Origin of the sequence: Pantoea sp. SO10, assembly GCF_005281435.1 — a bacterium.
GTDB lineage: Bacteria > Pseudomonadota > Gammaproteobacteria > Enterobacterales > Enterobacteriaceae > Pantoea > Pantoea leporis.
Window position 1 is genome coordinate 2,497,849 of sequence record NZ_CP040095.1, and the last position, 15,034, is coordinate 2,512,882.

Sequence of the window (15,034 nt, forward strand, 5' to 3'; positions counted from 1 at the left end):
GATCAGTCGAGACCCAAGGTTCCACGCAACAGTGAGAGATCTTCCGCCAGCGTGGTAATCGGGCCTTTCAGCGCGTTACGGTCAGCGGTAGTCAGTTTTTCGTACGATTCAAAGCCATCTTTGGTGCGATATTTGCTGAGAATGCCGTCGACTTTCCTGAAGTTAGCATCCACTTTCGCCAGCAGCTGCGGGTTGTTTCTCTGCAGCAGCGGACGCAGCAGATCAACGATTTTCTGCGCGCCATCGATGTTGGCCTGGAAGTCGGAGAGATCGGTACGGCTGTAACGATCCTCTTCACCAGAGATCTTGCTGGAGGCCACTTCTTCAATCAGACCGGCTGCGCCGCCAACCACCTTCGCCGGTGGGAACGCCAGTTCGCTGATGCGGGTTTGCAGATCGAGCACATCCTGATTTAGCTTGCTGGCGAACTCTTCGGCACCTTTGGTGGTGTTATCGGCGAACAAGATTTTTTCCAGGCGGTGGAAACCGGTGAATTTCGGATCTTCATTTTTCTTCTCGAAGTCATCTTCACGCGCATCAATGCTACCATCCAGATCGGAGAACAGCTCAGCAATAGGTTCAATACGCTCGTAATGCACGCGCGTAGGTGCGAATAGCGCTTTAGCTTTCTGAATGTCGCCGGCTTTCACCGCATCGGTAAACGCTTTGGTGCCCGCTACCAGCTCTTTCACTTCATTCATCACGTAGACTTTGTAGTCGGCGATCGGGCCAACCAGCTCCAGCACATCCGGTTTACCGTTTGCCGCTTTCTTCGCATCGCCGCTCACCACCAGCTTGCCTTTCGGGTTGCTGAGCAGGCCGCAGGTCATGTCATATTCGCCCGCTTCCAGATTGGCGGTGAGTTTCTGGCTGAAGCCAGGCGCGATGTTTTCACGCTCTTCCACCACCATCACCCCTTTCAGGATCTCCCACTCCAGCGCTTTCTGGCTGTTGTTTTTGATGATGAACTGGGTTTTACCGGCCTGCACGTTGAGCGACATCGGCTCACATTGTTTGTCCGTCACGGTGACCGTGACTTGCGGGACGGCAGCAGTAGCCGCACCGGAAAGCGCCAGCATAGCAACCAACAGCGCCTTGCGGCGGAAGCGAATCGTCATAGTGATATCCCTGTTACATGGAAGAACAGGCGCGCAATCGCACCTGATTAAATTTCAGCGTGTGGTACGTGCCGCGTTGACTGAAGGCCGGGCCGGGAAGACAAACAGCAGCAGCGCCGGCATAAGATAGGCAAGCCACACCGCCACTTCGCTTACGCTTGGCGTTTCCTGGTAACCTAAAATCCCTTCCAAAAGCGTGCCGAACACCGAGTGCGTTGAGAGCGTGTTGCTCATATCAAACGCTACATCCTGGAAGTGATTCCACAAACCGGCCTCATGGAAGGCGCGAATGGCGCCGGCGGACAACCCCGCTGCGACAAACAGAATGAACAAACTGGTCCAGCGGAAAAAGTGCGCCAGGTTCAGGCGAATGCCGCCGTAATAGAGCAAAAATCCCAGCGCCACGGCGGTTGCAAGGCCGAGCACCGCGCCGAGCGGCGGCGCATAACCCACATCTTGCGTGAACGCGGCCAGCAGGAAGAACACCGACTCCAGCCCTTCACGCGCCACCGCCAGAAACACCATCAGCACCAGCGGGAAGCCGCTGCTGCCCTGCTTCTGCAACGCCTGATCGACCGATTTTTCCAGCGTGGCTTTGATATTGCGCGAAACTTTGCGCATCCAGAACACCATCGACGTCAGGATCACCACGGCAATCACCGCGACAATGCCTTCGAACAGCTCCTGCTGTTTCTGAGGAAACTCACCGGTAGTTTCATTAATAAAGATGCCCAACGCTAAGCAGAGCGCGGCAGCGATAAATACGCCGGCCCACATGGCGGGAAACCATTGGGTACGCTGAGTGCGTTTGAGATAGCTGGCAATCAGGCTGACGATGAGCGCTGCTTCCAGACCTTCGCGCAGCATAATGAGAAAGGGAACGAACATCACCAACCTCTTGAATTTTAAGAAGGGTAAACCTTAGGTAAAAAAACGTAAAGTGCGAACGATAGTGATTATCATTACTGAAGAGAGAAATACAAGTCACTGCAGGAAATTAATTTTGTTTTGCGGATGGGGGAGCGGGTTTTAGAGGGTGCGCATTTCCGCGCACCTGGGGGTTCATCAAACACGTCGCCATCAATGGCGATAGAGGTTACTTGCTGTGGTATTGGGCTTCGGCGGCAGCAAAGCGCTGCTGTGCCGCTTCTGATGGGCCGCGACCCAGCAAGCTAAATACCACAATCGCGATACTGGCGAACGCGAAGCCTGGGATGATTTCATACAGCTCGGCGTAGCCATAATCTTTCCACAGCAATACGGTCAGCGCGCCAATCACCATACCGGCCAACGCGCCGTTACGCGTCATGCGTTTCCAGCACACGCCGAACAGCACCACCGGACCAAAGGCGGCACCGAAGCCAGCCCACGCATAGCTCACCAGACCTAACACGCGGTTTTCCGGGTTGGCAGCCAACGCGATAGCAATCAAGGCAATCACCAGCACCATCAAGCGCCCTACCCACACCAGCTCTTTCTGGCTGGCGTTTTTACGCAGGAAGCCTTTATAGAGATCCTCGGTCAGGGCGCTGGAGCACACCAGCAGCTGGCAGCTTAAGGTCGACATCACCGCGGCGAGAATCGCTGAGAGCAAGATACCGGCAATCCACGGATTGAACAGAATACGCGCCAGTTCGATAAAGATACGCTCGCCGTTCTGGCTTACGCCCGCCGCCTGATCGGGATGGTTCTCGAAGTAGGCGATACCAAAGAAGCCCACCGCCACCGCGCCACCCAGGCACAGGATCATCCAAATCATACCGATACGACGCGCGCTGCGGATGGTGTGATGCGAATCGGCCGCCATAAAGCGCGCCAGAATATGCGGCTGCCCAAAGTAGCCAAGTCCCCAACCGAGCAGCGAAATCACCGCGACAAAGTTCAGCCCTTTCAGCATATCGAGGTTTTCAAGGCTCTTCGTCCTGATCACCGCCAGTGAATCATCGAGGCCGCCGACGGCAACAATCACGATAACTGGCGTGAGAATCAGCGCAAATATCATCAGGCTGGCCTGTACGGTATCGGTCCAGCTCACCGCAAGGAAACCGCCCACCAGCGTGTAGAGAATGGTGGCAGCGGCACCTGCCCACAGCGCGGTCTGGTAATCCATACCAAAGGTACTTTCAAACAGACGCGCGCCGGCAACCACGCCAGACGCACAATAGATAGTGAAGAAGATCAGAATCACCACCGCCGAGATAACGCGCAGCAGTTTGCTGTTATCTTCGAAACGGCTGGAGAAGAAGTCTGGCAGGGTTAACGCATTATCGTGATGCTCGGTCTGCACACGCAGACGGCCCGCCACAATGCGCCAGTTCAGCCAGGCACCGATGATCAGGCCGATGGCGATCCAACTTTCGGAGATCCCGGACAGGAAAATGGCGCCCGGCAGGCCCATCAATAACCAGCCGCTCATATCGGAAGCACCCGCAGAGAGCGCGGTCACGACGCTCCCTAAACTGCGCCCGCCGAGAATATAGTCGTCGAAGCTTTTGGTTGATCGCCAGGCGATGAAACCAATTAGCACCATCCCAAGGATATACACTACAAAGGTCACCAACATCGGTGTACTTACACTCATGAGTCTCTCCACTTATTATTTGATCCATCAAGAGAAATCTTTTTGATCAGCGCTGTCGGAACGGGACAGCAGCCTGGTTTAACCGCATCCAGAGAAAGCGATTTCTCTTAAGGCGCGGTATCCTGCCGCAAAGGGTCGGCGCGCACAATGCATTTAACACAGCTGTTACACAGGTTTCACCTTCCTTCGCTTTTTTCATGCCAGCAGGTTGCGCCTGCTCACAGTTTGAGTTGCACCTTATCGGGTTCAGGAACCGTCTTGTTGCTGGCGGTTGCAACATTGGCGAGTTTCTTGCAGCAATTTTCATGCCGCATTTATCGATTTAACACTTTCGGCGGTTCAAAGCGTGCAACCGAGGTCACATTTAACCTGGTTGCACAAAGTTGCAACATAGGTGATATTGCTGCCACGCAAGCGTTGAATCACTACTTTTCGAGGACGAGGACATCATGGGAACGACTACCATGGGGGTGAAGCTGGATGAAGCCACCCGCGATCGCATTAAACTGGCGGCGCAGAAGCTTGACCGCACATCACACTGGCTGATCAAGCAGGCCATTTTTAACTATCTGGAGCAGCTGGAAGCCGGTGAATCCGTGCCTGAAATCCCGCAGTTGCTGATTGATGCCGCCGGTGATGAAAGCGTGCCCGACGAGGCGCTGCAGCCTTTCCTCGACTTCGCCGAACATATTTTACCGCAGTCAGTCAGCCGCTCAGCGATCACCGCCGCATGGCGTCGTCCGGAAACGGATGCGGTGCCAATGCTGCTGGAACAAGCGCGTCTCCCTGCCCCGCTGGCCGAGAAAACCCATCAGCTGGCTTACAGCCTTGCCGATAAATTGCGGCACCAGAAAGGTGCAACCGGCCGCGCCGGCATGGTGCAAAGCTTGCTGCAGGAGTTCTCGCTCTCCTCGCAGGAAGGCGTGGCGCTGATGTGTTTGGCGGAAGCGCTGCTGCGTATTCCGGATAAGCCGACGCGTGATGCGTTAATCCGCGACAAAATCAGCAATGGCAACTGGCAATCGCATCTTGGCCGCAGCCCGTCGATGTTTGTTAACGCCGCCACCTGGGGCTTGCTGTTTACCGGCCGTCTGGTCTCTACCCATAACGAGGCTAATCTGTCGCGCTCGCTCAATCGCATCATCGGTAAAAGCGGCGAACCGCTGATTCGTAAAGGCGTGGACATGGCGATGCGCCTGATGGGCGAGCAGTTTGTTACGGGTGAAACCATCGCCGAAGCGCTGGCCAATGCGCGCAAACTGGAAGAGAAAGGGTTCCGTTACTCATACGACATGCTGGGCGAAGCGGCGCTGACCGCCAGCGATGCCAAAGCCTATTTGGTTTCTTATCAGCAGGCGATTCACGCCATCGGCAAGGCGTCGAACGGTCGCGGTATTTATGAAGGTCCGGGCATCTCCATCAAACTGTCAGCGCTGCATCCGCGCTACAGCCGCGCGCAGTATGAGCGCGTGATGGACGAACTCTACCCGATCCTCAAATCCCTGACGCTGCTGGCGCGCTCGTATGACATCGGTATTAACATCGATGCGGAAGAAGCCGATCGCCTTGAGCTGTCGCTCGATCTGCTGGAAAAACTCTGTTTTGAACCGGAGCTGGAAGGCTGGAACGGCATCGGCTTTGTGATTCAGGCGTATCAGAAGCGCTGTCCGTTCGTGATTGATTCGCTGATTGATTTGGCGCAGCGCAGCCGTCGCCGTCTGATGATCCGCCTGGTGAAAGGCGCGTATTGGGACAGCGAAATCAAACGCGCGCAGATTGAAGGTCTGGAAGGCTATCCGGTCTATACCCGCAAGGTATACACCGACATCTCTTATCTGGCATGCGCGCGCAAACTGCTCGCGGTGCCGAACCTGATCTATCCGCAGTTTGCTACCCACAACGCGCACACGCTGGCGGCGATCTACCAGTTGGCGGGCAATAACTATTATCCAGGCCAGTACGAATTCCAGTGCCTGCACGGCATGGGTGAACCGCTGTATGAGCAGGTTGTCGGTAAAGTGGCCGATGGCAAACTGAACCGACCGTGTCGTATTTATGCGCCGGTTGGTACCCATGAAACGCTGCTGGCGTATCTGGTGCGTCGTCTGCTGGAGAACGGTGCCAATACCTCCTTCGTTAACCGCATCGCTGATAACACCTTGCCGCTGGATGAGCTGGTCGCCGATCCGGTTGACGCCGTGGAGAAGATGGGCGTCGCGGAAGGCGCGATTGGTTTACCGCATCCGAAAATCCCGCTGCCGCGCGATCTGTATGGCGCCAGGCGCGCTAACTCTGCCGGTCTGGATATGGCCAACGAACATCGTCTGGCGTCGCTCTCCAGTGCCCTGCTCAACAGCGCCAGCCAGCCGTGGATCGCCCAACCGCTGGTAGAAGGTGAATTGGGCGAAGGCGTCAGCCGCCCGGTGCTTAACCCTTCTGCACCAACAGATGTGGTGGGCAGCGTGCGTGAAGCTACCGAAGCCGAAGTCTCGGCTGCACTGGATGCGGCAGTCAATGCCGGTCCAATCTGGTTCGCGACGCCACCGCAGGAGCGTGCCGCGATTCTGGAGCGTGCCGCCGAAGCAATGGAAGGCCAGATGCAGCAGCTGATTGGCCTGCTGGTGCGTGAAGCCGGTAAAACCTACAACAACGCCATCGCCGAAGTGCGTGAAGCGGTTGATTTCCTCTACTACTACGCGGGCATGGTGCGCGACGATTTCGATAACGAAACCCATCGTCCGCTTGGTCCGGTGGTGTGCATTAGCCCGTGGAACTTCCCGCTGGCGATCTTTACCGGACAAGTTGCCGCAGCGCTGGCGGCGGGTAACAGCGTGCTGGCAAAACCGGCGGAGCAAACGCCGCTGATTGCCGCGCAGGCGGTGCACATCCTGCTGGATGCCGGCGTACCGGCTGGCGTGCTGCAACTGCTGCCGGGCCAGGGCGAAACCGTGGGTGCGCAACTGACCGGCGACGAGCGCGTGCGCGGTGTGATGTTCACCGGTTCAACCGCGGTGGCGACATTGCTGCAGCGTAATCTGGCCGGTCGTCTCGATCCTCAGGGTCGTCCGACGCCGCTGATTGCCGAAACCGGCGGCATGAACGCGATGATCGTGGATTCCTCAGCGCTAACCGAACAGGTGGTGGTGGATATCGTGGCTTCGGCCTTTGATAGCGCCGGTCAACGCTGCTCGGCGCTGCGTCTGCTGTGCGTGCAGGACGATGTGGCCGATCACACGCTGAAAATGCTGCGCGGTGCGATGGCCGAGTGCCGCATGGGCAACCCGGAACGTCTCTCGACCGACATTGGTCCGGTAATCGATGCCGAAGCGAAAGCCAACATCGAACGTCACATTCAGGCGCTGCGCAATAAGGGCTTCACCGTCTATCAGGCGGCGCAGGAGAATCCGCAGGACAGCAAAGAGTGGAACAGCGGCACCTTTATCAAGCCGACGCTGATCGAGCTGGATCAGGTAAGCGATCTGGATAAAGAGGTGTTTGGACCGGTGCTGCACGTGGTGCGTTTCTCGCGCAATAACTTGCCGCAGCTGGTGGAGCAGATTAACGCGTCGGGTTACGGCCTGACGCTCGGCGTGCATACGCGCATCGATGAAACCATCGCGCAGGTTACGGCGAGCGCTAAAGTCGGCAACCTGTATGTGAACCGCAATATGGTTGGCGCGGTCGTCGGCGTGCAGCCGTTCGGCGGCGAAGGCTTGTCGGGTACCGGTCCAAAAGCCGGCGGTCCGCTCTATCTCTATCGCCTGCTGGCCAACCGTCCAGATGGCGCGCTGCGTATCACCTTTGATCGTCAGGATGCCGAGCGCCCGGTTGATAGCACAGTGCGTGCCGAATTGATGCGTGCGCATCAGGCATTGCAGCAGTGGGCGCAGGATAAGCCAGAGCTGCTGGCGCTGTGTCAGCGTTACGACGAGCTGGCGCAGGCCGGTACGGTGCGTCTGCTGCCGGGCCCAACCGGCGAGCGCAATACCTTCACCCTGCTGCCGCGCGAACATGTGCTGTGCATCGCCGATAACGCAGAAGACGCGCTGACGCAACTGGCGGCGGTAACCAGCGTCGGCAGTCAGGCCATCTGGCAGGATGATGAGCTGCATCGTGCGCTGCGTACGTCTTTGCCTGCTGCAGTGCAAGCGCACGTCAAGCTGGTGAAGGATGCGCTGGCGGCGGAGTTTGATGCGGTGATTTATCACGGTGATGCCGATCAGCTGCGCAGCCTGTGTGAGCAGGTCGCGGCACGCGATGGCGCGATTGTCTCGGTGCAGGGCTTCGCGCGCGGCGAAACCAATCTGCTGCTGGAGCGTTTGCTCATTGAGCGTTCACTCAGCGTCAATACCGCCGCTGCGGGCGGTAATGCGAGTTTGATGACCATCGGTTAAGACGCGCAATAAAGTGCGCCGCTACAGTCAGTGCATGATTTGGTAGCGGCGCGATTCATCGCGTGAATTTTCAGGCCGCAGACTTATTCCGCTTCAACCCGATCAGCGTTGGAAACACAAACAGCGACTGCCCCAATCCACGATTCGTCACCTGCCACACCGCCACCGAACACAGCGAACAGATGCCAACAATCGCCAGCGGATAGAAACAGGCCCACAGAATGGAGAACCATGCTTGCTCAAACAGGTGATGGCGCTGGGCGAACAGAATCGCAGACATACCGAAGAACTCAATGAAGATGCGGTGAATCACGTAAATTTGCAGCGTGTTGCGCCCAACCCAATTCAAATAACTCATCTTGAAACGCGCGTTCAGCCAGCGACACGCCGCCACGCTACCCAGCACCGCAAGGATGCACAGGAACAGGCTCTTATCCAGACCAAAGATGATATGCAGGCCCGAGACCGCCGCCAATATCGCCCACGGCACAATGTTGTCACGACGCCATTCACTGAGACGCAGCATCATCGGGCTCCAGAATGCCCCCAGCAGGAAGAACAGGAAATACTGCGCCACGCTTTGGGGTCCCCAGTACGGAATAATTTTCTCCACCGCCAGATAGTTGAGCGCAATCGCCACCACCAGCAACGCCACTTTCTGCTGTTTAAAGATCTTGGCGCACAGGAAATAGAGCGCCAGGCCGTAGAGATACCACGAAGTGCTCATGGCGAGGAATGTCAGCTTTAAGAACTCCAGCAGCGAACCGGCATACGCCGCGTTGAGGTTCTGTGAAATACGCTGCCCGGTGATCTCGGTTGAGATGCCAACAATCGACCACCACTGAATAAAGCCCCACAAAATATAGAGATAAAACAGGTTGGTGATGCGACTGGTAAACACCTGTTTCCACGGCCGATTTAAAATACCGTTAGTGGCTAATAAGCCCGAAACAAAGAAAAACGCCGGCATACGCAGCGGCGATAATACGGTATTAAACTGCACCCATATTTCTGCCGGGATCCTACCTGCCGTCAATAATTTCACCGTGCCTTCGAATCCAGGTAATACGGTGTGATACAACACCACCAGTAATATGCAGGCTCCCTTGAGGGTATTTATCCATGCGATATCTTCTTTCCTGGCGTTATTCATATGATGACTCCCGCTGCTGATGCTGTGTAGGTCTTAAAGAAGAAGGATGAGGAAATAAGCGTTGTAGCATTTATGATTATTAAACGATTATTCAACAGGCGGGGCGGGCATGATGTAGCGAAAGTCCTAAATGTTTTTTTGTGGTCCTGATATAACAATACTTTACACATCCAGACAAAAATAGAACCCTGAGCAGGCTAAGGAAATTTGTCTTAATTTGAGTCACTAAAAGAGGATTAAGTAAAATAAGTGTGATCGTTGTCGCGCAGGGAAATTAAGAACAATCCACCCTTTCTTATGCCAGATTAAATTCAAATTCTAAATGTGGATTTATTTAATGTGCCAAATGGATAAGCAGGAATATTAGCGTTGTGCTAAGCGATTTATTACCGCACATTCCGTAGCGGCGCGATTTATCGCGCAATGAATTGCGCCGCTACGGAATGTAGCGGCGCCTGACCAACAAAATTATTGCAGCGGTGCGCTTTTGCTTTCGAGCGCAGGTTTGCGCAGCAGGCGCGGATAGAGAAACAGCATGCGGCCCGGACCACGATTGAGCAGCGTCCACACCAGCAGCGAAATACTGGTACACAACGCAACGCCAGTAATCGGCATCAGCAGCGCCCATGCCCAGCTAAACACGGTATGGTCAAACCAGCCATAATGCACCGCCAGCACAATCGCACTCAGCCCCAGCAGCTCAATAAAGATGCGGTGCAGCACGTAGATTTGCAGCGTGTTACGGCCAATCCAGTTAAGCCACGCCATATTGAAATGTTCATTGAGCAAGCGGCACAGCACAATGCCAAACACAATGGTCAGCAAGCTGTAGAACGGATTCTTATAGATGCCGCCGACATGGTGCAGCAGGCCAATCAGCGCAATGCCGCCCAACATCAACCAGTGCTGACGCTTCAGTTCGCTCAACTCGATCAACGCCTGGCTGAAGAACACGCCGAGCAGGAAATAGAGATAGTTCTGCGCCACGCTGGCGGGTCCCCAGCCGGGAATCAGGCTAAACTGCGCGGCGTACGTCGCGACAATCGCCAGCGCCATCAAGGCCATCTTCTGTTTGTGGAACAGCTTGGTGAACAGGAAGAATCCGGCCAGCGCGTAGAGATACCACAGGCTCGTCATCGAGGTCATCAGCAGCTTAACGAACTCAAACGGCGTGTCCGCATAGGCGGCGTTTTTAGTGCTGGAGAGCCGCTCCCCGAGGTGCGTGGAGATGTAGTGAATGCTCAGCCACTGAATGACGCCCCACAGCAGGTAGAGATAGACGATGTTGCTGAACTTCTTGGTGAACACCTCTTTCCAGCTCTTTTTGGTGATTGAACTGGCAGCCAGCAAACCGGAGACAAAAAAGAAGGCCGGCATGCGCAGCGGCGACAGATAGGTGTTAAACGCCACCCACCAGTGCGCTGGCAGTAGCCCAGCAGTGAGATGATGCAGCGAAGGCGCGAACGTGGTGATGATGGAATGGTGTAATACCACCATCAAAATGCAGCCCCCTTTGAGCGTGTTGATCCACAGGACCTCTTTCCTGGCAGTTGTCATTGCTATGTCCTAATTGCGCCATGAATTTGTAAAGAATTATTTATATTTACAAAGATGTCTCAATCGGGACTTTCCTAATAAGAAATCACCCTAAGTCGCGTAGGATACTGGTGAAATTTAAACGTTAAAATTCAGAAAGTTATTAAAGTCAGGCGAATTGACTTTAGGAAAATACTGAGAAGAAAAATACCGGGAGAGATAAGAAAAGCGTCGCCCTTATCAGGCGACGCTGGAGATTATTGGTTAAGAAACTTGTCGAGAAATTGTCGGGTACGCGCCTGCTGCGGATTGCTGAACAGCGCTTTTGCTGCGCCCTGCTCCACGATGCGTCCCTGATCCATAAAGATGGCGCGATCCGCGACGTCGCGCGCAAAGCTCATCTCATGGGTGACGATCACCATGGTGCGTTTCTCCTGCGCCAGCGCGCGAATGGTGTTGAGCACCTCGCCCACCAGCTCAGGATCAAGCGCCGAGGTCGGCTCATCAAACAGAATCACTTCCGGACGCATCGCCAGCGCGCGGGCGATCGCCACACGCTGTTGCTGTCCGCCGGAGAGACGACGCGGAAAACTCTCTTCCTTGCCGTGCAATCCCACTTTCTCCAGCAAACTGCGCGCACGCGCGATGGCTTCCGCCTTCGGCTCGCCCTTGACGATCACCGGCCCTTCAATGATGTTCTCCAGCACCGAGCGGTGCGGGAACAGATTGAAGTTTTGGAACACAAAGCCAACCTGCTGACGCAACTGGCGCACCAGCTGCTTCTGCTTGTTAAGGCCGAGCGCCGCATCAATGGCAATATCGCCAACTTTGATACGTCCGCTTTCCGGCACTTCCAGCAAATTGATACTGCGCAGCAGCGTGGTTTTACCAGAGCCGCTTGGCCCGATAATGGCCACCACTTCGCCTGGTGCCACGTCGAGATCGATGCCGTGCAGCACCGTCTGGCCGTGAAACTGCTTCACCAGCTGACGGACTTCAATTGCACTCATTTGCCCTCCCGATCCTGTCGATTCACATGCGCTTCGAGGCGATTTTGCAACGCCGACAGCACGGTCGCCATCACCCAGTAAATCAGCGAGGCCGCCAGATACATGGTGAACACTTCCAGCGTCCGTGAGGTGATCAGCTGCGCCTGACGGAACAGTTCCGGCACCTGAATGGTGGCGGCCAGCGAGGTATCTTTCACAAGGCTGATAAAGCTGTTGCCCAGCGGCGGCAGCGCGGTGCGCGCGGCCTGCGGCAGGATCACGCGACGCAGCGTTTGCCACGGCGTCATGCCGATGCTGGCAGCGGCTTCCCACTGCCCGCGCTCAATCGCGGCAATCGCACCACGTAGCGATTCAGAGGCGTAAGCGGCGGTATTCAGCGACAGACCAATCATCGCCGACGGAATCGGATCCAGCTCGATACCAAACTGCGGCAGACCGTAATAGATCATAAACAGTTGGGCGATGAGCGGCGTGCCACGGAAAATCGACACGTAGATGCGTGCCAGCCAGTTGATCGGCCAGAAGTGTGACAGGCGCATCAGCGCCAGCACGAAGCCGAGTATCAGGCCGAAGAACATCCCGCCGATACTCAGCTGCAGCGTGAACAGCGCGCCTTTCAGTAAAAATGGTGCTGAATCCAGCACCAGTTGTAAGCTTTCCTGCATTATTTAGTGACGTCCGCGCCGAACCATTTTTCAGACAGTTTGCTCAGCGAGCCATCTTTCTGCATGTCCGCGATGGCGGAGTCGATCGCTTTCAGCAGATCGTCGTTGCCTTTACGCAGCGCCACGCCCGATTCCAGACGGGAGAAGGCCGGGCCTGCTACCGCCATGGTGTCGCCGGTTTTCTTCACCAGATCCAGCGCCGCTAAACGGTCAACCAGAATGGCGTCTAAACGGCCTGAACGCAGATCCTGATACTTGGTTGGGTCATCATCATAGGTACGCACATCGGCTTTCGGCACATTATCCTTCAGCCACTGTTCGTAGTTAGAGCCGAGACCGACGCCGACTTTCTTGCCGGCCAGATCGTCTGGCTTGGTGACGGTTGCTGCGTTTTTCTTCAGCGTCAGCGCCTGCACGCCAGAAATGGTGTACGGCGTGGAGAAGTCATACTTTTTCTTACGCTCTGGCGAGATGGTGACCTGATTGATCACCACATCGATGCGTTTGGAATCCAGCGACGCCAGCATGCCGTCCCATTTGGTCGGACGCAGATCGGCTTTCACGCCAAGGTGTTGAGCCAGCGCCTGCGCGAACTCCACTTCGAAGCCGGTCAACTGGCCTTTTTCGTCCTGGAAGCTGAACGGCGGATAAGTGCCTTCCAGACCGACGCGCAGCTCGCCTTTACTCTTTACTTTTGCCAGCAAATCTTCTGCGGCGAAGGATTTAACGTTAACGCCCGCGACCAGCGCGACCGCCATCATGCCCATCACCATTTGGCGACGAATTGGAGAGAAAGTCATGTTTACCCCATTTATTGTGATGTGTTGTTGTGTGTTTTGTCAGGCCGCCCTCGACGGCGACCGTTTGAATAACCGCTGGATTATAAACCGTTTTTACGTTCTGTCTCAGACCGAAGGGTGATAAGCAAATAACGCCGGCGATCCCCCGGTATGAACGAACAGCAGCGGACCTTCACGACGGAAGCGATTTTGCGCAATGCCATCGATTAATCCCGCCATCGCTTTGCCGGTGTAGACCGGATCGAGCATGATGCCTTCCAGTCGCGCCAGCAGTTTCACCGCCGCCATGCCCTCATCGTTTGGCTCGCCGTAACGCGGCGCGAAGTAATCATCCCACAAGGTGATCGGCGCTTTGGCCTGCACTTCGAGCTGCTCAGCCAGCGCGCTGCGAATGCGCTCCACCACCGGCAACTGCGCCTCAACTTTGCGCGACACGGTCACGCCGACCAATTCGGTTTCGGGCAACAGCTGTTCCAGACCCACCGCCAGGCCCGCGTGCGTGCCGGCGCTGCCGGAAGCGACCACCACCGCGGCAAAATCCACCACGCCTTCGCTTTGATGCGCAATCTCCTGCGCACACTCAACGTAGCCGAGCGCACCGAGCGCGTTGGAACCGCCGACCGGTACAATATACGGGCGGAATCCCTGCGCTTCGAGGTGTTCGGCCTGAGCGGCCAGCTGTTCAGTGGGATTGTGCAGCGCATCAACCATGACGATTTCCACATCCATCAAATCGAGCATGAGGCGATTGCCGTTGCTGAGGTAGTTTTCTGACGTGGTGCCAATCGGGTTTTCCAGCAGCGCCACGCACTTCAGGCCGAGCTTCGCCGCCACGGCGGCGGTTTGACGCACATGGTTAGATTGAATGGCGCCCGCCGTCAGCAGCACATCCGCGCCCTCGCGCAGCGCATCCGCAGCCAGGAATTCGAGTTTACGCAGTTTGTTACCGCCGAGGGCCACCGGCGTGAAGTCATCGCGCTTAATAAAGATATCGCGACCAAGATAGTCAGAAAGCCGGGGCAAATGCTCAAGCGGCGTAGGTGCACCGAGTAATTCAAGACGGGGGAACTGGTGCAGAAGATGTAAGGACAATGCAGCCTCCATTCGGGCAATGTGCAGTTATCCATACAGTGTTGCAGAAGATGAGAAAAGTCGCACCCGGAATTCACCGCGTGCTGCCCTTGTTGCTGTCATGCTCGACAACAACAAGGGTGGGATCTCCCTCAGCCCTGCTGCCAGCCTAAAAACTGGTCATATTTACGCAGTGCGATGCGGTAATTGTTATTGCCCGCATCAGGCAGATCGTTCTCCAGACATTCATGCCAGCTATTGCCCCGTAAACGATCGGCCGGGAAATTTTTCGCCTTCAGCATGTCATCAAGCCGACGCAAACGAACCACATACTCACGTATGGTACTGTGGCTCATCTCGGTCTGCTCAAACAGGTATTGCTTAAACGCCATAATGTCGAAGTAATTCGGATGGGTATTACAAAATATATCGCTGCAGAAACGACACAAGGCGGTCAATTCTGGCTGGAGTTTCATCCACACCTGATCGTCAATCATTTGGTCCATGCGTGCGATGGCCTCTTTATTGATGATCTGGCCGCGAAAGACTAACGCCATACGATCTAAAACTTTGCCACAGTGTGAACAATTGCTTTGGCTGTGCTTATAGTCTTTAAGATAGCGACTTAACGGTCTGGCTTTAACTTTGGCTCCCATTGCTGAGTCCCCGGTTTTATTGTTTTTTTCGATCGCCAGGAACTGAGACT

Annotated in this window: 11 protein-coding genes; 1 reads left to right on the top strand and 10 read right to left on the bottom strand. The window is 55.6% G+C overall.

Going from position 1 to position 15,034, the window contains the following annotated elements; genetic code table 11:
- Positions 1-2: 2 nt before the first annotated feature.
- The 3 genes from efeO to putP form a co-directional block, all read right to left on the bottom strand.
- Positions 3-1,118, bottom strand: a complete 1,116-nt coding sequence (efeO, locus tag FCN45_RS11620; RefSeq protein ID WP_137386021.1) for an iron uptake system protein EfeO — start codon at positions 1,116-1,118, stop codon at positions 3-5.
- 54 nt (positions 1,119-1,172) lie between these two features.
- The gene (efeU, locus tag FCN45_RS11625) at positions 1,173-2,006 is read right to left on the bottom strand and encodes an iron uptake transporter permease EfeU (protein ID WP_137386022.1); all 834 of its coding nucleotides are present in this window, start codon (positions 2,004-2,006) and stop codon (positions 1,173-1,175) included.
- A gap of 208 nt (positions 2,007-2,214) precedes the next feature.
- Positions 2,215-3,699, bottom strand: coding sequence for a sodium/proline symporter PutP (gene putP / locus FCN45_RS11630; protein WP_137386023.1), 1,485 nt, complete (start codon positions 3,697-3,699; stop codon positions 2,215-2,217).
- Between the two features lie 449 nt (positions 3,700-4,148).
- Between putP and putA the strand changes: the two genes are divergently transcribed.
- Entirely contained in the window at positions 4,149-8,093 is a 3,945-nt protein-coding gene (putA, locus tag FCN45_RS11635) for a trifunctional transcriptional regulator/proline dehydrogenase/L-glutamate gamma-semialdehyde dehydrogenase (RefSeq protein WP_137386024.1), read from the top strand.
- Positions 8,094-8,163: 70 nt separating this feature from the next.
- Here putA and FCN45_RS11640 read toward each other — a convergent pair whose 3' ends face one another.
- The 7 genes from FCN45_RS11640 to fliZ all read right to left on the bottom strand — a co-directional run bounded on the left by FCN45_RS11640 (position 8,164) and on the right by fliZ (position 14,984).
- Positions 8,164-9,246 (bottom strand): acyltransferase family protein, encoded by a 1,083-nt coding sequence (locus FCN45_RS11640; protein ID WP_137386025.1) that lies wholly within the window; start codon positions 9,244-9,246, stop codon positions 8,164-8,166.
- Positions 9,247-9,714: 468 nt separating this feature from the next.
- On the bottom strand, positions 9,715-10,803 hold the full coding sequence (locus tag FCN45_RS11645; protein WP_137386026.1) for an acyltransferase family protein: 1,089 nt from the start codon (positions 10,801-10,803) through the stop codon (positions 9,715-9,717).
- Between the two features lie 236 nt (positions 10,804-11,039).
- Positions 11,040-11,792 (bottom strand): L-cystine ABC transporter ATP-binding protein TcyN, encoded by a 753-nt coding sequence (gene tcyN / locus FCN45_RS11650; RefSeq protein WP_064739083.1) that lies wholly within the window; start codon positions 11,790-11,792, stop codon positions 11,040-11,042.
- Positions 11,789-12,457: a cystine ABC transporter permease gene (gene tcyL / locus FCN45_RS11655; RefSeq protein ID WP_064739084.1), complete on the bottom strand. Its 669-nt coding sequence runs from the start codon at positions 12,455-12,457 to the stop codon at positions 11,789-11,791. The genes tcyN and tcyL overlap by 4 nt, the downstream gene beginning before the upstream one ends.
- Positions 12,457-13,257, bottom strand: coding sequence for a cystine ABC transporter substrate-binding protein (gene tcyJ, locus FCN45_RS11660; RefSeq protein ID WP_101764047.1), 801 nt, complete (start codon positions 13,255-13,257; stop codon positions 12,457-12,459). The genes tcyL and tcyJ overlap by 1 nt, the downstream gene beginning before the upstream one ends.
- 105 nt (positions 13,258-13,362) lie before the next feature.
- Positions 13,363-14,349 (bottom strand): D-cysteine desulfhydrase, encoded by a 987-nt coding sequence (locus tag FCN45_RS11665; protein WP_137386027.1) that lies wholly within the window; start codon positions 14,347-14,349, stop codon positions 13,363-13,365.
- 131 nt (positions 14,350-14,480) lie between these two features.
- Complete coding sequence (gene fliZ, locus FCN45_RS11670; protein WP_007891377.1) at positions 14,481-14,984, bottom strand: flagella biosynthesis regulatory protein FliZ; 504 nt, start codon at positions 14,982-14,984, stop codon at positions 14,481-14,483.
- Positions 14,985-15,034 lie beyond the last annotated feature (50 nt).